Origin of the sequence: Bacteroides ovatus (assembly GCF_001314995.1) — a bacterium.
Taxonomy (GTDB): Bacteria; Bacteroidota; Bacteroidia; order Bacteroidales; family Bacteroidaceae; genus Bacteroides; species Bacteroides ovatus.
This window is the reverse complement of the sequence record NZ_CP012938.1, coordinates 6,394,517-6,414,145: the sequence shown is the minus strand read 5'-3', so window position 1 is coordinate 6,414,145 and position 19,629 is coordinate 6,394,517. Positions and strand designations below refer to the sequence as shown.

14 protein-coding genes are annotated in these 19,629 nt (G+C 39.9%); 2 read left to right on the top strand and 12 right to left on the bottom strand.

All coding sequences use genetic code 11. From position 1 onward, the window contains the following. Positions 1–3: 3 nt before the first annotated feature. On the bottom strand, positions 4–552 hold the full coding sequence (locus Bovatus_RS24265) for an RNA polymerase sigma factor (protein ID WP_004302282.1): 549 nt from the start codon (positions 550–552) through the stop codon (positions 4–6). Positions 553–727: 175 nt separating this feature from the next. On the opposite strand from Bovatus_RS24265, the gene Bovatus_RS24260 reads away from it, so the two are divergent. Continuing rightward, positions 728–1,450: a NigD1/NigD2 family lipoprotein gene (locus tag Bovatus_RS24260; protein ID WP_004302281.1), complete on the top strand. Its 723-nt coding sequence runs from the start codon at positions 728–730 to the stop codon at positions 1,448–1,450. Between the two features lie 131 nt (positions 1,451–1,581). Here the strand turns inward: Bovatus_RS24260 and Bovatus_RS24255 are convergent, their stop codons facing one another. Next, entirely contained in the window at positions 1,582–2,262 is a 681-nt protein-coding gene (locus Bovatus_RS24255; protein WP_004302280.1) for an MIP family channel protein, read from the bottom strand. A 146-nt stretch (positions 2,263–2,408) separates the two neighbouring features. Then, on the bottom strand, positions 2,409–3,335 hold the full coding sequence (locus Bovatus_RS24250; protein WP_004302279.1) for a hydrogen peroxide-inducible genes activator: 927 nt from the start codon (positions 3,333–3,335) through the stop codon (positions 2,409–2,411). Between the two features lie 136 nt (positions 3,336–3,471). Here Bovatus_RS24250 and Bovatus_RS24245 point away from each other — a divergent pair, with 136 nt between their 5' ends. Beyond that, the gene (locus Bovatus_RS24245; protein WP_004302278.1) at positions 3,472–3,948 is read left to right on the top strand and encodes a Dps family protein; all 477 of its coding nucleotides are present in this window, start codon (positions 3,472–3,474) and stop codon (positions 3,946–3,948) included. A gap of 122 nt (positions 3,949–4,070) precedes the next feature. On the opposite strand, the gene Bovatus_RS24240 is transcribed toward Bovatus_RS24245, so the two are convergent. The 9 genes from Bovatus_RS24240 to Bovatus_RS24200 all read right to left on the bottom strand — a co-directional run bounded on the left by Bovatus_RS24240 (position 4,071) and on the right by Bovatus_RS24200 (position 19,479). After that, on the bottom strand, positions 4,071–6,419 hold the full coding sequence (locus Bovatus_RS24240; RefSeq protein ID WP_052588052.1) for a glycoside hydrolase family 3 N-terminal domain-containing protein: 2,349 nt from the start codon (positions 6,417–6,419) through the stop codon (positions 4,071–4,073). Between the two features lie 76 nt (positions 6,420–6,495). Next, the gene (locus Bovatus_RS24235; RefSeq protein ID WP_004325416.1) at positions 6,496–7,572 is read right to left on the bottom strand and encodes a DUF1573 domain-containing protein; all 1,077 of its coding nucleotides are present in this window, start codon (positions 7,570–7,572) and stop codon (positions 6,496–6,498) included. 65 nt (positions 7,573–7,637) lie between these two features. After that, positions 7,638–8,912 carry a BT_3987 domain-containing protein gene (locus Bovatus_RS24230; protein WP_224440802.1) on the bottom strand — a complete coding sequence of 425 codons (1,275 nt, stop codon included), beginning with the start codon at positions 8,910–8,912 and terminating at the stop codon, positions 7,638–7,640. A gap of 30 nt (positions 8,913–8,942) precedes the next feature. Then, positions 8,943–10,157 (bottom strand): DUF1735 and LamG domain-containing protein, encoded by a 1,215-nt coding sequence (locus tag Bovatus_RS24225; RefSeq protein ID WP_009000808.1) that lies wholly within the window; start codon positions 10,155–10,157, stop codon positions 8,943–8,945. A gap of 22 nt (positions 10,158–10,179) precedes the next feature. Continuing rightward, positions 10,180–11,265 carry an endo-beta-N-acetylglucosaminidase family protein gene (locus tag Bovatus_RS24220; protein ID WP_052588051.1) on the bottom strand — a complete coding sequence of 362 codons (1,086 nt, stop codon included), beginning with the start codon at positions 11,263–11,265 and terminating at the stop codon, positions 10,180–10,182. A 24-nt stretch (positions 11,266–11,289) separates the two neighbouring features. Continuing rightward, complete coding sequence (locus Bovatus_RS24215; RefSeq protein WP_004302272.1) at positions 11,290–12,903, bottom strand: SusD/RagB family nutrient-binding outer membrane lipoprotein; 1,614 nt, start codon at positions 12,901–12,903, stop codon at positions 11,290–11,292. Between the two features lie 23 nt (positions 12,904–12,926). Continuing rightward, the gene (locus tag Bovatus_RS24210; protein ID WP_052588029.1) at positions 12,927–16,220 is read right to left on the bottom strand and encodes a SusC/RagA family TonB-linked outer membrane protein; all 3,294 of its coding nucleotides are present in this window, start codon (positions 16,218–16,220) and stop codon (positions 12,927–12,929) included. 251 nt (positions 16,221–16,471) lie between these two features. After that, entirely contained in the window at positions 16,472–17,392 is a 921-nt protein-coding gene (locus tag Bovatus_RS24205; RefSeq protein ID WP_004302270.1) for a FecR family protein, read from the bottom strand. A 95-nt stretch (positions 17,393–17,487) separates the two neighbouring features. Further along, positions 17,488–19,479 (bottom strand): SUMF1/EgtB/PvdO family nonheme iron enzyme, encoded by a 1,992-nt coding sequence (locus Bovatus_RS24200; RefSeq protein WP_004302269.1) that lies wholly within the window; start codon positions 19,477–19,479, stop codon positions 17,488–17,490. Between the last annotated feature and the right edge of the window lie 150 nt (positions 19,480–19,629).

Sequence of the window (19,629 nt, the reverse complement as noted above, 5' to 3'; positions counted from 1 at the left end):
TATCTATCCATTATGCATTATCCATTCTTTTACTCTTTTTGCTAATACACTCTTCGCACGAAACAGTTGCGAAGCTGAAGATTTTTCATTGATACCTAATACCTGTGCGATTTCTTTATGCGATTTGTCTTCAAATGTATAAAGATTGAACACAGTACGATAGCCGGCGGGTAATTCTTCAATAAACTGCATCAACACATTTTGTGGTATCGCTTCTACATCGGAAGCATCCGGCTCTTCATATTCTTCGGGCAACTCTTCCAAAGGTGTCGACTGATTAATCACATCATTTTTCCGAAGATACTGTAAAACTGTGTTGACCATCACCCGTTCCATCCAGGCTCGCAAAGAGCCTTCACCCCTCCAGGTGAACTTATCGAACGAATCGAATATCTTTAAAAAACCGTCGTGAAGCAGATCCTGGGCTGTATCCCGGTCGCCGGTATAGCGTAGACAGATGCCAAGCATACGCCCCGCATACTGTTCATACAGTTCCTTGCGGGCCCGATTATTACCCAGCCTACATTGTTCCGACAACTCTATTTCTTCCATTCTCTTATACACGTGTTTACCTTATAAATGCAGCAAAGATAGAAATACTGCATAGAGAGAACAACTCTTTTATCACTTTTGTTTCTTTAACAGATCCGAATGCAATATTTTCTATCCTCTTGCATTTTCACTACAGAAAACATAAATATTATAAAATCTAAAACCTAGTAAGTATATGAAGAAATTTAAATTCATTGCCTTTATCTTTGCTATTATGACTACCATGCCGATTCTCCAGTCATGCTTGGACGACGATGATAATTCGTCCGATCTTCTGGCTATCAGCACCATCAATATGATTAGCCAGGATAGCAAGGAATTTTATTTCACTTTGGATGACGGGAAAAAGATGTATCCCAGCAACTCACAAGGATGGAACAATGAAGATTGGGTGGAGGGACAAAGAGCTTTTGTGATATTCAACGAGTTGGAAGAGCCTGTGAATGGATACGACCTTAATATTCAGGTGAAAGGTATCAATCCAATCTTAACCAAAGACATCGTCACAATGGGTGAAGATGACAACGACGAAGAGAAAATCGGAGATGATAAGATCAACACGACTTATATGTGGATCAATAAGGATAATAAATATCTGACGATTGAATTCCAATATTACGGAACACATAGTGATGATAAAAAACATTTCCTGAATCTGGTGATTAACGACAAAGAAGAGACTGCTCCCACTGCTGACGAAGGCAATGCGGAGGACGAATATATCAATCTGGAATTCCGTCATAACAGTGAAGGAGATGATCCTCAACGTTTGGGTGAAGGATATGTGTCTTTCAAACTGGATAAGATTAAAGACCGGATGGAGGGGAAAAAGGGACTAAGAATTCGTGTCAACACCATTTATGGCGGGCCGAAAACTTATGAAGTGAAATTTCCTTAGACGACTAATCTAATGTGAACATGCGAAACACACTCTTTTTTAATATAATATATTAATTACGCAAAAGAGGGCGGTAGTTGTGAAACTGCCGCCCTTTTACTTTCTTCTTTATATTCTTTCTTCTAAAAGAGTTATTTCTTATCTCCCAGATAATTCCAAACAACTGCACTCAATGCAGCTCCTACAAATGGAGCAATGATGAACAGCCACAACTGCGACAATGCTTCTCCTCCTTGGAATAATGCCGGAGCAATACTACGTGCCGGGTTTACAGAAGTCCCTGTGATAGGAATACATACAATATGTACCAATACAAGAGTCAAACCGATGGCAAGTCCTGCCAGATTGCCTGCTCCCTTCTTCGGATCGGTAGAGCCGAGCACTACCAATACAAATATGAAAGTAAATACTGCTTCCGCAATAAATGCCTGCAACATTTCTCCATCACCAAAACCATTCGAACCTGTCGCTGTAGGCCCGTCATGAGCACCGGTAGAAACTAAAGCAAAAAGAATAGCCGAACCGATAATAGCTCCGATTACCTGGAAAATCATATACATACCTGCATCTTTTCCATTCATACGACCAGTCAAAAACACTCCTAATGTAATAGCAGGATTAATGTGACATCCCGAAATACCTCCGATAGCATACGCCATCGCTACTACGGATAAACCAAAGGCTAAAGCTACGCCGATTGTTCCCACACCAGCACCTACTGTATCAGCCAAACCACCAGCAAAGACGGCGCTACCACATCCCATAAGAACGAGCACCATCGTTCCAATCATTTCTGCAATGTACTTTTTCATAGTAATTAATATTGTTTTTGTTTACTTTCCAAAAATAAGCAATTCAGACTAGAAATCAAAACATATCCGTATTATTATAACGCAACTTTGCTACATTTTTTACAGAAAGAGATTGTTCTCGATGGAAAAAGGGATTCCCTAATGTGCTATAACAAACATTGTATGGACTGTAAAGAAAGCATTTCCTTGGGAACCGCCGCCTTTATTTCCTCTTTCAGGACGCATAAGAGACTGTGGCGAATAAAATCTTTATTTGTTACCAGTACCACTTGCCGTGTAGGTCGGGGAATGGCAAACGGACGTACCAACTGCCGCTGTTCTTCCGTCAATTGCATCACTGCCAATTCGGGAATAAAAGTGATTCCTTTTCCACTTTCTACCATTCGCATAAAGGTTTCCATACTTCCCAAACGATAGGCCATCTGATTAACCTTCACGGCCTCCATCTGACAGAAACGGACGAGTTGATCGCGAAAACAGTGTCCTTCGTCCAAAAGCCAAAGATGTTCGCCTGTTATATCAGAAGTACGGATCATATCATGCTTGAAAGAGGATTCTTTTCGTGACACATAAGCGTAAAATTGCTCATAGAAAAGAGTTTCTTCTGTCAAGAACGTATCTTCCAGTTTGCTGGCAATAATTCCCGCATCCAAATCTCCGACATGCAAAGCCTGCTGAATATCCTGTGTCTTCATTTCCGTGACACGAATATCCAGTTCGGGATATTTTTCCATTAGTTGAGGAAAAAAGCGAGGAAGCAGATAGGGAGCGATAGTAGGTAATACCCCCAAGCGGAATACGCCTGACAATGACTGTTTATCTTCACTGATTATTTCTTTCACTTGAGCTGCCTGCGCCAGAATCACGCGAGCCTGGTCTATCACTTTCTGCCCGATGGGTGTCGGACAAACGGGTTGCACTGTCCTATCGAACAACTTTACTCCCAGTTCATCTTCCAGTTTCTGAATCATTGCACTCAAAGTAGGCTGCGTCACACGACAATATTCAGCTGCCCGTGCGAAATGCCTGAACTGGTCTACAGCCAGTATATACTCTAATTGTTGTATCGTCATCTATCAAATCTTATTAAGTTATAGATTTTATCTATGCAAAGATAGAAATTTTCAGTTTGACAGCAAGCATTTTACGCCTTATCTTTGCAGTACAGAAAAAAAGAGAACAAGTATAAATCATTAAAAATAGAAGAATATGAAAACTTTAGAATTTATCAAATTGAACGAATCGGGAGCAAACAACGTAGTAGCATCTTTGCAACAACTATTAGCAGACTTCCAAGTGTATTACACCAATCTTCGCGGTTTCCACTGGAATATCAAGGGACATAATTTCTTTGTACTCCACAGTCAATTCGAAAAGATGTATGATGACACGGCTGAAAAGGTGGATGAAATCGCAGAACGTATCTTGATGCTGGGTGGTACTCCTGCCAATAAATTCAGCGATTATCTAAAAGTAGCAAATGTGAATGAAGTGGATAAGGTAAGCAACGGAGACGAAGCATTGAATAATATCCTTCAGTCTATCAGCTATCTGATTGGTGAAGAACGTAAGATCTTATCTATCGCTTCTCAAGCCGGAGACGAAGTAACCGTTTCGATGATGAGCGATTATCTGAAAGAACAGGAAAAATTGGTTTGGATGTTGGTTGCTTATAGTAGCAAGTAATTGAAATAAAAGGTTTAGGTTTTAGGTGAGAAAGAGAGGATATTTCCGCAAAAGGAATATTCTCTCTTTTTTATTAAGAGAAAACGAAACAGGAAATCTCTTAATATAGATATTAATAAAAATTACTCCACTAAAATAACATTCTGCAACCTAATATCATTAGAAGCGGCACCAATCATAAGATGGAAATTTCCAGACTCTACTACTTTCTTCAAAGTATAGTTAACCAAGAAAAAGTCCTCCTCTGTCAAAACAAAAGTAACTTTTTTTTCTTCTCCTTTTTTCAAATGGAAACGTTCAAAATGTTTCAACTGTTTCATCGGCTGAACAACTGATGCATATTCATCTCTCATATAAAGTTGTGATACTTCCTCACCATCATACTTCCCTGTATTCTTTACTTTAAATGAGACTTCAAAACAACGAGCAGATTTCTGCACTACCTGCAAATCAGAATATTCAAAAGTGGTATAACTCATCCCATAACCAAAGCTATATAACGGAAAAGATGACATTTCCACATAATCATGATTTCGAGGAGCTTTCTTATTATAATAAACCGGAATCTGACCTACAGAACGCGGAACGGAGATTGGCAAACGTCCGGAAGGATTATAATCTCCAAAAAGAACATCCGCTATAGCATTTCCACCCTCCTGCCCCGGATAGTAAGCAGTCAGTAGCGCATCCGCATATTCCGAAGCCCAATTCTTTTCTAAAGGACGACCTTCAATATAAACGACAATCAAAGGCTTACCTGTCTTTTGCAAAGATTCCAATAGTTCTTGTTGTCTACCAAGTAAGGATAAACTGGCACGGTCAAATCCTTCTCCACACTCCATATCACTTACACTACCCTCTTCAGCTACAGCCGCACCTGTTTCTTTATAGCTCGTTTTAAAATCACGGGCACTGGAACCACCCACAACCACAATTACAACTTCGGAGCGACGGGCAGCTTTAATTGCCTGTTCTATCTCATTCACTGTAGTATCACGAATAGCACAGCCTCGTACATATTCCACACGAAAAGGAGATAATTTTGTTAGAATTCCATCAAGAACTGTTTTCACATTACTATCTTCCTGAGGAGCTGTATAGTCCCCTAACATATTATATCGATTGTCAGCATTAGGGCCAATTACCGCCACCTTATTTATCGTCTTGCTTAAAGGAAGAATTGAATTCTCATTTTTGAGAAGTGTTATGGAAGACTGTGCGATTTTACGTGCCAGTTCGATATGTTCTTTACGGCGTACTGTTTTAGCAGCAATTTTCGGATCCACATAAGGATGCTCAAACAAGCCCATCTCAAACTTCATCCGTAACACCCGGCAGACAGCCGTATCAATCACAGTCTTATCCATTTGTCCAGATTGAACTGCATGACAAAGGTTGGTATAAGCATCCCCACCTAAGTCAACATCAACGCCTGCCATTACAGATTGTATGGCTGCATTCTCTTTGGTTGGAGCAACAAAGTGGCTTTCGTGAATCCCTTCAATACTATATAAATCGGAAACTACAAAGCCACGAAACTTCCATTCATTACGCAAGAGTTGAGTCAGCAAATAATGGTTCGACGTACAAGGTGTCCCATCTATCGAATTGTATGAAGTCATTACAGACAATGCCCCTGCATCTATTGCCTTACGAAAAGGAGGAAGAAAATTCTGATGCAAATCACGAATACCGACTGAAGCATAATTACCATTCTGTCCACCCTCCGGCACAGCGTATGCCAGAAAATGTTTCAAGGTAGCTATGGTAGCGTATTTTTGTGATAGATTACCTCCACCTAAACCGTCAACCATAGACGCCCCTAAAATACCACTCAACACAGGATCTTCACCAAATGTTTCTTCCACGCGGGACCAACGGGGATCACGGGTCAGATCAAGTACGGGACCGTAACTAATATGCCCACCTTGGGAACGAATTTCTTTAGCGATAACTTGACCAACTTCTTTTACTAATTCCGGTGACCAGGTAGCCGCCATTCCGATACCCGTAGGAAAAACTGTAGCACCAATTGCCATGTGCCCATGAGGGGCTTCTTCTGCTAAAAACATCGGAATTCCCAAACGAGTATTCTCCATCACATATTTTTGCAATGCATTCCCTGCTTTTGCTGCCATCTCGGAATTAAGTCCATTTGCCAGAGTTTTTTTTGTCCACGGGTCTGCACGATAAGTCGCCCAAAGCATTCCGGCATTTCTTTCTTTAATCAATTGCTTGAACTTTCCGGAAGGATGAACCTCACTACCATGGATTTCATACATTTCCCAACCTAAAGGACAAAGTAACTGACCGACCTTTTCTTCTAAAGTCATGCGGGAAAGTAAATCTGAAAGTCTTATATCTATTGACAAACTGGGATCTTTGTAAGCAGGTAACGAGGGAGAGGATTGAGTAAACCCCAAAGTACATACCATCTGTACTATCACCAAAATATACAATCGTTTTATCATAATGTTATATACAGTAAAATGACTCAATTAATTTATAGTGTATTTCTTCTAATCTTTCAAATAGAGATATTCAACCCTACTTACCCATTTCCCCTTCAAATATAACTGTATGTACAGGCTGATGAGCATCATTTGTTATCAACTTGACCTTTGCATCCAATAGATGGTTTGAAGATGATACATTTAATTCAAACAGAACCTCCAGACACTCATTTTGCTTCAAAACCTTTTCACCCCGGATATTAGTAGAAACAAATTCCGGACATTCTATTTTGCGGATAATAAGAGGATTCGCCCCTTCATTAGTAACTTTAACTTTTCTCTGAATATGCTTTTTTAATGAGATATTCCCAAAATTAAAATAAGATTGTGAACACTTCATCCGGGGAGCAGTTGCCGTGCTTACTTTTCTCATATCATCAATCACTGTACCAAAGATTTGTATAGGAGAACTGTGTACGGAATTGGCACTAATAATAATCTTATCTTTAAATGTACCGTAAAAGCCTTTTAAAGGAGAAGCTGTTATTTTTATAGTCGCACAAGATCGACCTTGAAGAGATGATGGCATAGATATCGACAAACATCCACTCTTATCCAACAGCGAGTATGACAACCTGACCATTTTATCCGATCGGTTATAGATTCTAATTTCCAATTGTTTTGGCCTCCCATTATGCTGTAACAAATCATAAGATAGAGTCATTCGGTCTGCCAGAATATCTGATGATAAAGAATAAGGATATTCATCCTCTATACGATTCATTGTATTTATCGTACCTTTTACCCAAAGAGTATTGACACTTTGCCCTGAATTAGAAACAACCCTTATACTCTTAGAGAAAAAGTTTGTTCGCCCTTTAGGATCGAAAGTTACGGTAATAGTGCCTGTATGCCCTGGTTTTACAGGTTGTTTACTATAAACAGGAATGGCACACCCACAAGTTGAAATCACTTCTTCAATCACAACAGGAGAAGTATGTATATTAGTAAAATGAAAAGTATGACTCACTTTGCCTTCTACTTCCTGAATATTACCAAAATTCCAAGTAGTAGTATCAAAACGTAATACAGTTTTTCCCTGTTGTTGAGCACATACGCCAACAATAGAGCACAGTAAAACGATCAAAGCTGACATAAAACGTTTCATCATCATTTCTTTAAGTTAATATTGGGAGTTACGTAAAAACACAATAACTCCCAATATAAAATCACATTTTAATTATCTTGAGGCAAATCATTGAATTCTGCATTCCAAATGATATTTGCCGAAGCAGGGAAAGTTAAATCACGCCCATTGCCCGAACTGTCCTTCAATGTATTTCCTTCTCCTTCATCCAATTTCCAATAGCCATATAAGTCCGACGAAGATGGAGAAGCTATTGTACGCAAGTTAGCTTTTACTTCTTCCGCCGTCAGACACTTCTTCCACATACGAATATCAGAAATCAGACCATCAAAATACATACTTGAACTTGTATTACCAAACTGAATACCAGTCAACGTATATCCCACCTTGAATCTTTGAGAAGAGGATGGTCCCCAACGTTTAGTAGGTTTTGCAGAAGCAACTTCCTCACCGTTAATATATAAACGATAAGCAACCTCAGTATTCTGGCCCGTTTTTGTTCCGTCACAAGTAATAGTCAACCTAACCCATTGATTAGCCGGCAACGTTATATTTTGATTAGCCAATGTCAAGTCACATTGACGATTACCAATATTAGACGCTCCCGTTGCACCAGTTACACGTAGTTCACAACCACTAAAAACCTCATTATTATTGTTGGTATCCTTACCACGCCATGTACCTATATAATTAGTTCCACTGTGCCAATTATATGGATATACAAGCATTTCAAACGTATGTGTATTATCTTCAATCGTAACTACTTCATCATTTGCGAAACTTAACGTACGATACATATCCGTTGAATAAGAACTCATATTCAATCCCGGTATATAATCCAATTCCCCATCAATGCTAATCGTAAAATAAGAAACAGAACGAGTGTCCGTTACAAATTGTCCTACACACGTTTCATCTATTGTTGCAACAATAGGAAGCAAATATTCTTCACCTTCCACCAAACCGAACAATGATGAAAACTTAACTGATAAGGAATTGGATTCTTGCTGTCCTGCCTTCACTATCGCATTTTTAGCTTGCAACTCATAGACAAAAGCGGGCATCATCTTATAAGATGTGTTATTTGCAGCGTTATAAGCCTCTACCATACTTTCGTCCACGGCAATGTCACACAATAAAGTAGTAGCAGCAGGTTTATCCAGTTTGATAGTATAATCATAAACATAGCTTCCTGCATCCAGTATCTCCCTATAATCAATAGAAACAGGTCCTGCCTCCGACTGTGGCATCTCTATTGTCGGCAATTCAATAAAATCATTGTCATCATCCGAACAAGATGTGAATCCTACTCCTCCCAATAAAACAAGCAAAAGGAGAGTTAATCTATTTATATTGTTTTTCATTATCATACAGTCTATTCATTTATTATTACCTTATTCAAGACATTTATTCGTATCATCATAAGTCCAGTCAATCGTGATTCCATTCTTATAACTGATATCACGCTTTGACGGAGATAAATCATAGAAAGTAGTTCCTTCTCCTTCATTCATTCTCCAATAAGACACAAGCCCATTGGTAGAAGGATCTACCCCACATACATTTGCTTTAATTTCACGAGCAGACAAAGGACGAGTCCAAAGACGCATCTCACTCAATCGACCATAAAATAATTGTGAAGATTGATAGCCTTTTGAAGGCATGCCGATCTGCACTCCATAGAGCGCATATTCATACGGAGCAACTGTCATTGAGTTATCTTTCTCTCCATTAATATACAATGTCAACGTACTGCCGTCATTTACCAAGGCAACAGCATACCAGGTATTTAAAGCAAAGCGAGTATTCGATGACATTTTACCCTGTTTAGTTGTTACATGCAGCTGGTTCGGCTCATCCGTTCCTTCACCAAAACGAAGCAGGTTCTGGTCACATTTAAAGCCCCCATCATCAATTGCTCCCCCTTCTACAGACGCCTCACTACCTCCAAATGAGCAAACACGGGTAGTACCGGAAGCTCCGGAAGAACGGAATTGAGTGGCATAAATCTTCACTTCCCATGTATAAGTAGGCAAGGAAGGAATAGGATCCGGAAGCAAAAATTGATAAGCCATAGAAGCCTGTCCTACATACGGAGCATGGAAACGCAATGTTCGAGATACTTTCAGGAAAATAGTACGTCCTGCTTCTATAATATCCAAATCTCCCGTCGCACTTTTTATGGTAACTGGTATCAAATAAACACGTCCCGGAACAAATTCCGAATCATCGGCAATTGAAAGAGAGGCAGCAGAAGAAATTGCCTGTCCTGCTGAAATCGTAACCTCCGGATTTTCAAATGTATATGATTTATCCGGAATGGGATAATAATTGGTTCCCATTTCCTCATTATAAGTATCAACCAGACTTGCATCAACAGCCAGATTCACCTGAATATCCGATTCAACGCGAGAAGTTGAAGTCACAGAAACAGCATACGCAGATGGAAATCCATCAATGGCAAACTTCACCAATCTATCCGAAGATGTTCCGGTCATTAACAACCCGTCACCTTTTTGAGCGGCTTCCTGGCATCCCTGCAGCATAAAAGAAGCTATTCCTATCAAAGCAGCTCCCCATATCTTTTTTATATTATTCAATGTTTTCATACCTTGCATACAAATTTAAAATTCATCCATTTTCTTCTTCTGTTTCTTGTTTAGTAGACTGTTGTACAGGCTTTCCGGCAGGATTTTGTTCCTGAATACCACGCCGAAGACTATAATAAGGAATAGCGGCTTTCTCTTTATCACCTATAGCCTGATTAGCAGGACGAGTGGTATTGTATTCATATTCAAAATAATATCCGCCGAATCCGCCTTTTCGTCCTTGTGTAGGATTCCAGCGTGCCATACCTATTACAGAATAGATTGGATTGCCCCATGAATCTACTTTATTTCCATCAGCTTCCGTAAATGCGACTCCACCATTCTGCCAGTGCCATCCCATTTGCTCCGTAGCAACGAATTTTTCAGGAGGGCACCAGCTGCTAAGCTGGTCAAATTTAGATTGCAAAGTTTGAGCACTACCGGTGGTGTAACATTGTCGTACAAAATAATCGACATAAGGTTCTGTTTCCTTAGGAGGCAGCTGATTATAGAAGTCAACAATTAATAATTTGCCTGTACCCGATTGAGGACCGAAATAATTTCCCAATACCTTTATAAACTTTGTAAAGTTATCATTTTGCAACCAGTCGCCTTCCGGTTCGTAGTCCAAGTCCAAACCATCCAGATCATTACGCAACACACATCTCACAAGATGTAAAGCATAAGCCTCGATACCTGCGTCTGTTTTAGGAAATTCCGTACTCCCAATACGGCAAATCGTACACATCACAACGCGAGTCCCCTTTACCGTACGGATATAATTCATTTCCTCATAAGCAGTCGGCAAATAACGCTCGTTATAATAACTCGTTTCTACATAAGCCGGATTGTTGGAAGGAATACCTGACCACAGACTGACGATGTCCAGACTATCCGGCAGACCTGTGAAATGAAGTCCCTGCGAAGGAGATGCTTCTGAAGTATAACCGGCATACCAACCGAAACAAATAGCATGATCTGTTTTCTTATATTCACGCAGGTTCTGATAATATTCTTCATTATAAGTATTAGCTGCCTGTATAACTTCAGGTTCAATATCCGTATCACAACCACTCACAACAAATGTCAAGAGACAGGTGAACAAAAAATATACATAATTTCTTTTCATATTCTGCATTATTTAAGTAACCAATTATTTATTAGGCACATCCCACCACAATCTGACACCCGGGTTATCTACGCCACCTAAAAGTGTGATGCCTTTATCCAACTCTGTTCTATTCGTATTATATTCCGATTCCGGATAAGGTAATCTGCGGATTTGTATATTTGTGTCTACAGAACCTCCGGAACTTTCGTTCACAACAACCGGAAATACTTTCGGGTAACCGGTACGGCGGAACTCTGTCCATGCCTCTTGTCCCACCGGATAAAGAGCAATGTACTTTTGAGTAATGATTTGTTCCAGATTTGTTTTAAAATCTCCCGATTCATCCCAAGCGATAGAAACAGTCCCCAAAGCATCCATGGAATGAGATAATGTCACCGGATCCTCATAATTGGCAGGTACGTATCCACCCGCCGCAGTTCTTGTCAGATACACGTCAGCTCCTGATACACCATGTTCATCAAAAGACATTCTTATTCCATCTTCATAATACTTTTTAGCATCGGCATTCGTTCCCCAACGCAAAGCATATTCCGCCAACAAGAAATATGATTCGGATGAACGCATCCACACTACATTGGAAGTAGCAGTTGCCTGTGGTTCGGCAAAGATTCCTGTTATATATTTATCCTTACTTACGTCCTTTGACATTCCGGCTCTTATACCCCGATATTTTCCACCCGTACCTGCCTCGAAGTAAGCAGAAAGTCGTGGATCCTGATAACCATTCATGTATGAATCCAGCGTCGCTCCCATACAAATATCATCCCATCCTTTCAGAATATACAGAGGACTTTCATAAGTCGCTATCGGAGTAATATGCTGAAGTTCTGCTAAATCAGACTTCACATTCATCAATCCATAACTATTGCCAATAGCCAGTTGGGCTTCACTTTTTGCCTTTGTTTCATCCACATAGGCAAGATGCAATGCAAGACGCAAACGAAGTGAATTGGCAAACTTTATCCAAGATGTAACATCACCGTTGAACACACAATCCCATGATGACAAAACTTTACTTCCGGATGCAGCATAACTATCCAAGTTATTGATAGCTCCATCCAATTCTTCAAAGAATCTGTAATAAACATCCTTTTGCGAATCATAAGGCACTTCTTTTGAAACTCCAAAATTCAAATAAGGAATAGGGCCATAGGTATCTGTCACACGATGCATTGCCGCTACTTTCAGAATCTGCGCCATAGAAAACCGGGGATCTTCGTCATTGTTAATCGCTTTTCTTATTTCACGCCAGGCATTCATAGTCGTCAGGTAATTGGTAGTGAACATATCACCATACCAACTTCTTTTATCCCAATTGTAACGACCGGCAGAATTGATACTGGGAGCAGGAAAACCAAAATAGCCGACATAACCATCTCCACCCATCACTTCCACAGTCTGATATCTGTCCGAACCGATATTAAGTCCCGGTTGTGCTACTACCAGTACGTTCTGCTCCATCTGTAAAAGAAGAGAACCAGTTCTCACATTATCCCAATCCGTCATCTCATCGGTTGCTTCATTAGGATTGGTATTGTACTCCAGAAAATTCTTCGTACAACCTACATTTATCATGATTACTCCAAGGAGTAAGTAGTAGTTCCTTATTTTAAAAAACTTACGTATGTTCATCATTATTTTTTTTAAAGGTTATCCAATTAGAAAGAAATCTTTGCAGAAAATCCCATCGATCTCAAACTCGGTTGCATGAAATAGTCCATACCCTGGTTATAAGTACCTGTACTTGCAGTAGATTCCGGGTCAAATGGAGCCTTACAATATAGCATCCATAAATTACGTCCTACAAAGGACACATTCAATCCAGAAATCCATTTACACCATTTATTGATCGGAATATCATATCCCAATGTCAATTCTCCCAAACGAACATTCGTCATACTATATACATACATAGAACCTACATAACCTGTACCATTAGCTCCGATAGTCTGATACCATGTCTGGGCATCAATCATCTGGCCGTTTACTTTCACGCCACCATTATCCCGCGCTTCTGCCGATGTCTTAGACACTCCATAATAGTCCATTACAGCTTGAGTGGCAGAAACTCCGATACCACCTACACGGGCATTCAACATAAATCCGAGACTGATTCCTTTCCAATTAAATTCATTTCTCCAGCTAAGAGTATATTTCGGATTGGTATTACCGGCATAGATATAATTATTCTTATCCGTTTCCAATGCACCTGTCATTGAATTCATCCAGATATGTCCATGTTCATCAGTTCTCATTGTATTCACATAAACATCTCCCATAGAGCCCCCTACTGTTAGCCGTTGTTTGGCACCGCCTAATGAATAAACATCCATTTCGTCCAAATGTACTGTCACTCCCAACTCTTCATTTGTATATTCAGGGAGTAATTGGTCAATGCGGTTTCTGTTGAGCGACCATAGTAAAGTTGTTTTCCAATCTACAGGCCCTATATTCTGTTTAAAGCCAAGAGCTAACTCAATACCTTTATTCGTTACTTTACCTGCATTTACATATAGTTTAGAATATCCGGTTGTTGTAGAAATTTCCGGACTGAAGAGCTGATTCTCCGTATATGTCTTATAAGCTGTCACGTCCAGTGTCAGTTTATTATCAAACAGACCTAAATTAAATCCTCCTTCCCATGAATGAGTTCTCTCCGGTTTAAGGTCTTTTATCGGGAAATAAGAAGTGGTATTCAACCCTCCTAACACTGCGTAAGTAGTGATAGCCCTGAATCTTTCCGGTGCATTACCCACCTCACTATATGAAAGGCGGATCTTTGCATAAGAAAAAATGTTAGATTTCATTGTAAACATATTAGTCAGAATCGCTGAAGCACCGATAGAAGGATATAATATGGAAGAATGATTTGTTCCTGCCAAAGCAGATATCCAGTCATTACGTAACGAACCATCTACATAAACCATGCCCTTATATCCTAATGAGAATGTTCCGAATAAAGAATTGGTACGGTCGTGATAGTTCGTATTTTTATAGGTTAATTTACCGGAAACGTTCGCATTGTTAGAAGTAAACAGATTAGGAATGGTCAGTAATCCGCCGCCAAAATTAAGCTCCTTATAATCCAAATCCAATAAACTGGCACCTAAAGATGCTGTCAGATTCCATGTATCGTGATAGAAATATTTATTGATATTCAACATGGCATCCGCATATATCTGACTGGTATTCTTGTTCGATTGCACGTATGCTCCTTTATCCGAGTTTTCAGCAATCACATTCAAAGTGGAAGCATACATTTTCTTTTCCGAGTTGATAGTTTCCTTATCCAGTTTCACGCGTCCGGAAACATTCAACCAATCTGTTATCGTATATTTTAGTGAACCGCTTGCCAGAAAACGGTCTTTCTTGTTGGTATACATATTCCGGTTCGTAATCCAGTAAGGATTCTGCATGGATAATCCATTTTCTTTCAATGGCCAGAACTGTGTTTTTATGTTACGGTCTACATCATATCGTTCATAATACTGATATTTCGAGAAATCATCACCGCGCGGAAATAAATAAACGGGAACCAATGGATTGGCATACTCTCCTTGCGACAACATATTCTGTTCCTTTACATTAGAATACATAAAACTTAAATCCATCGTCAGTTTATCATTCAGCATAGAGGTCGTGTTACGAACAGAGAAATTATATCTGTCCAAGTCATTATTCTGAATGATACCCCGGGCATTCACAGCACCTACAGATACATAGGTTTGATTTTTTTGTGTCCCTGTAGTCAGACTTACAGTGTTTGCTACATTGTAACCTGTCTGAAAAAAATCTTTAACTTCATAATCGGTAGGAGATGACAATTTAGATGCCCAACTATACCACTCTCCTGTTTCCGAACCATACGTATTCTGGAATTCCGGCAATCGGAATGGTGAATAGAAAGTTGAATTATTACTGTAAGTCAATCTGGTTTTATCTACAGCCCCTTTCTTCGTTGTGATAAGTACCACACCATTGGCAGCAGCCGAACCGTATAGTGCAGCGGCGGCCGATCCGCTAAGTACTGAAATTGATTCTATATCATCAGCGTTGAAGTTAGCCAATCCGTCACCGGATTGTCCGGCACCCGTATACTGATCGTCGGGTTGTTCACCTGATATATTAGCCAAAGGAACTCCATCTACTACATATAGAGCGTTGTTATTACCGGATATAGACTTCGTACCACGCATTACCACACGGGCACCACCTCCAATACCGGATGAACTTGCATTGATATTCACACCCGCCACCTTACCGGCAAGACTGCTCATCACATTCATATCTTTCGCCTTTGCCACTTCGTCGCCGCCAATCTGCTGCACATTGTATGTCAAGGACTTGGTTTCGCGTTTAATGCCCAAAGCCGTTACAACAACCTCATTCAAGACTTTTGTATCTTCCGTCATCACAATGGAAAGCGATTTATTATCTGTAACCTTCACCTCTTGAGAAGCATATCCAATATAAGAGATCTCCAATACCGCTCCCTTTTTAGCTTGAATCTGAAAGTTTCCGTCGAAATCTGTAATAGCACCGGTAGTTGTTCCTTTTACTTTCACATTCACTCCGATCAAAGGTTCACCTTTTGTATCTTTCACTGTACCTTTTACCTGAATAGTCGGTTCTTGCTCTGTTACATTCAATTTATTGGTAGACAAGATAATCTGCTTATCAACCACTGTATAAGTAATGTTGGTTCCTTTAAACACCTCATCAAGAATATTCAGGATCTTACCTGAATTGTTTCTCACAGAAACAATACGGTTCTTCTGAATTGTTTTATCATTATAAAGGAAAACATAGTCGGACGTCTCCTCTATTTTATTCAGTACCTGTTCTACAGATACATTGTTCATTGAAATGGCAACCCGTGTTCGCTGGGCATAGCCATCTTCGGCAGAAAGTTGTAATACTACTGCGAAAAGTAGTGCTAGACTAATCCTCATAACTAAAGGAAGTTTTAGATTTAAAGCATATTTAGGACATAATGCTGTAAATGAATGATTTTTTTTCATACATTTGTGGCTAACTAAAGTTTATTACTAAATGAACTATGGTTTGATTCCGGCTAGTGTTTGCGAGACCTTGTACCGTGAATCTGGAAAATTCGGAGGAAGACAGCTGTTGGTAGCAGCTTTCTTCCTTTCTTTTATTCTCTTGTGTTATTCCATGGGCTTTTATTTTAAGGGTTACTACTCTAATATAAATCTACTCTAATTTTAGTCTTTGATAATGTATCATCTGCCTGTTGCTGCGGTTCTTCAACTTTCCATTTTAAATCGGCAGACCTGGCCAGATAATCCAATATCTGCGACAGAGTTTCAGTCCGGAAAGTAGCCCGGTACTTATATTCTTTTCCAGACCTATTGTTAAACTGAATTTCTACATTGAAATGTCGTTCCAGGCGCTTCAGGATTTCTTCTAATGAAGCATTTCTGAAAATTAGTTTTCCATCTTTCCAAGCTATCTTTCCATAGACATCCACTTTATTTTTTTCCGACTTTTGACTCTGTTTGTCGTAAAGCAACTGTTCTCCAGGAGCCAATGCTATTGTTTCCTGATCGGGAGTTATCACATTTACCTTACCCTTTTCCAATACTGTTTCTATATAATTATCATCCTCATAAGCAGCTACATTAAATTTAGTTCCATACACATATATGCCCAAGCCATTCGGAGTATTTACATAGAAAGGACGATCTTTGTCTGCCTGCACTTCGAAATATGCTTCACCCTTCAGTTCTACCAACCGGTTGTCTTTCTTGAAAGTGGTAGGATAACGCAATGTACTACCTGCATTCAACCATACTACAGAATGATCCGGAAGTTCATAACGTATGACAGAACCGGTAGCGGTTACCACCTCTGCATATTTCTCGTCGGTTTCTGTTCCACTAAAATATAAATATCCCAAAACCAGAGAAGAGAGAAATAAAGGTATAGTCAGAAATGCTGCATAACGCATCAGTTGATTATACATGTTCTTTCTTCTATTAGTTTTTATTTTGGTTTGTGCTTGATAATAGGCACCCAATACATCAATGGATTCCATTTCTTTAATATCATCTCCCAATGCTTGTGCTTTACGGAGCAATGATTCCGGACTCATATTTTCCATATTTTCTTTCAAAATCTTATCTTTTAATTGTAATTACACTTATAATACAACTGAAGTAATTGGAAAAGGACAGCAAAAACAAACTTTTTTTTATTTTATTTTTCGAGCCATGCCAAATTGAAGCGGTAATGCAATCGGCTACTAAGGATATGAACCACATTATCAGGAGTTTGTGTTCCTGCAAGATAGCCACGTGGTTCAGCATGATTTTCATCCATTTCGAAATATCCCGTCCATGCTCCACCGTTTAAAAAGCGATATTCACCGTCCGTCAGTAGTTTTCTTACCGGCCATGTTTTTCCCTCATCGTAGGAAAGAGCCGCATACATGCCATATCCTTTCTTCACATTTCCATTTTTATCTTTAAATTCCAGACCACGTTCTTCCAAAGGCGTACGTTGCGGATGGTCTGTAAAAGAAACCAATAGCAAAGGTCCTTCATTCAGTCTCATTAAAACAAGACGCTGGCCTCCGTCAATAGGAGGAAGTTCACTTGCTACATATTTCCAGGTCTTTCCCATATCATCTGATATGCTCATTGGCATTCGGAGTTTTCCTTCTTTATTCCGTATGCTATTACCACGCCCCATAGCCATCAAACTTCCGTTCTCTAATTGTACAATCCCCGCATGGATACCTGCGATTGTACTTCCCGTTCCTCCTTCTTTGAAATCCGGCAAAGGAGCGCCATCCCAAGGATCGCACCATGTTTTTCCTTCATCTTTACTGATTTGAACAGCTGCCCCATCATGACTGCCGGGACCCGCATCACAGGCTTGAACCAGCCATCCCTCACGTGTGCGAATCGTACCAGCTATTACCTGATGACGTTTGGTATGTTCGGGAGCTATCAGTTTAGGAGTGCTCCATGAAGCACCGTTATCTGTACTGGTACGTAGTACCATTGCGAGATTCTGCCAGTCACCCGATGCTTCCACTCCATTGATATGATACAATTTTCCCTTCCCGTCATTGAGCAAAGCGCTTCCTGTCATATTCCGATCCGGAACCTTAAAGAATAAAGAAGCCACATCCCAATCAGTATGCCCGGCACGCAAGCGGGAACCGAGTACTGCCATCCCTCTCCCATTCTCTTCATTTGCAGAAAACCATATTGCCAGCAAATCTCCATTATCACACCACGTAACTGCAGGCTGATGATTATGCAGATAAAATGGGATATTCGAATCACATGCCGGACGTACCACAAATGGTATCGGAGGCAAAAACATCGGTGTGACAGCAGATACTTTTTTCCATTTTATAGATGCATTTTTTACAGATTCCTGATTGAACGGGACAGGGGCAGATGTTCCCGATACATTCAAACGAGTATCGGCTTCCACAATTCTAAATCCGGTTTGGGAATGTTTATCTTCCGGAAGCATAGCCAGTCGATTGGCACTTCGCAAGTATTTCTCCGGGGTGTGATGACTCCCTCCTCTAGTGACCCGAAACTCTCCTGCCAATGGTCCTGCCGGGTCTTTCTGCTTTTCTGCGGAATAAGGAGCATACCAATCCAAGCACCATTCTTCCACATTTCCATGCATATCATAAAGCCCGAATGTATTAGGAGGAGTCTGGGCTACTTTTAAAGATACCGGATCAAAGTCACGAACCACTTTTTGATTCCGATGATAAACTGCAGGTAACCCGTCTCCTGTAGAAAATAGTGTGTATGTGCCTGCCCGACAAGCATATTCCCATTCCGCTTCTGTTGGCAAACGATAGTTTTTGCCTTCTTTCCGGCTAAGCCATTCACAAAAGGCAACAGCATCGGAATAACTCACATTGACAACTGCTTCATCATCTTCCAGCGAAACACCGTTTTTTCCTCGTAATGCCCGATGTTCCGGACGGAATGATTCATATTGCGCATTCGTTATTTCAGTGATTCCCATACGAAACGGGCGAGAGATTATTACCTGATGGATAGGAGCCTCATCAAAATCTTCGCCTAATCCGTCACTTCCCATATAAAAACTTCCGGCAGGTATTTCAGCCATCGGAATAAAAGACTTGGAAACTCCTTGAGAATGTATTGGCAAACAAAAGGTTATAGCCAATAAAAAAAACTTGTTTTTCATATTTTAATCCCGTTTATATATAATACAATCAACCTATATACAAAAGGACAGCCTCATCTGATTATTTTCTATTCATTAGTGTTGAAAGCAAAAAAAAGAATCGAAAATTAGGCTTTGATAATTATCTTATTATATATTTGCAACGAAATG

Coding starts and splice junctions, on each gene's coding strand:
- Bovatus_RS24220 (WP_052588051.1), bottom strand. CDS start 11,265: ATGAAAAGAAATTATGTATATTTTTTGTTCACCTGTCTCTTGACATTT.
- Bovatus_RS24225 (WP_009000808.1), bottom strand. CDS start 10,157: ATGAAAACATTGAATAATATAAAAAAGATATGGGGAGCTGCTTTGATA.
- Bovatus_RS24250 (WP_004302279.1), bottom strand. CDS start 3,335: ATGACGATACAACAATTAGAGTATATACTGGCTGTAGACCAGTTCAGG.
- Bovatus_RS24255 (WP_004302280.1), bottom strand. CDS start 2,262: ATGAAAAAGTACATTGCAGAAATGATTGGAACGATGGTGCTCGTTCTT.
- Bovatus_RS24230 (WP_224440802.1), bottom strand. CDS start 8,912: ATGAAAAACAATATAAATAGATTAACTCTCCTTTTGCTTGTTTTATTG.
- Bovatus_RS24265 (WP_004302282.1), bottom strand. CDS start 552: ATGGAAGAAATAGAGTTGTCGGAACAATGTAGGCTGGGTAATAATCGG.
- Bovatus_RS24215 (WP_004302272.1), bottom strand. CDS start 12,903: ATGATGAACATACGTAAGTTTTTTAAAATAAGGAACTACTACTTACTC.
- Bovatus_RS24245 (WP_004302278.1), top strand. CDS start 3,472: ATGAAAACTTTAGAATTTATCAAATTGAACGAATCGGGAGCAAACAAC.
- Bovatus_RS24205 (WP_004302270.1), bottom strand. CDS start 17,392: ATGGAAAATATGAGTCCGGAATCATTGCTCCGTAAAGCACAAGCATTG.
- Bovatus_RS24235 (WP_004325416.1), bottom strand. CDS start 7,572: ATGATGAAACGTTTTATGTCAGCTTTGATCGTTTTACTGTGCTCTATT.
- Bovatus_RS24200 (WP_004302269.1), bottom strand. CDS start 19,479: ATGAAAAACAAGTTTTTTTTATTGGCTATAACCTTTTGTTTGCCAATA.
- Bovatus_RS24210 (WP_052588029.1), bottom strand. CDS start 16,220: ATGAGGATTAGTCTAGCACTACTTTTCGCAGTAGTATTACAACTTTCT.
- Bovatus_RS24240 (WP_052588052.1), bottom strand. CDS start 6,419: ATGATAAAACGATTGTATATTTTGGTGATAGTACAGATGGTATGTACT.
- Bovatus_RS24260 (WP_004302281.1), top strand. CDS start 728: ATGAAGAAATTTAAATTCATTGCCTTTATCTTTGCTATTATGACTACC.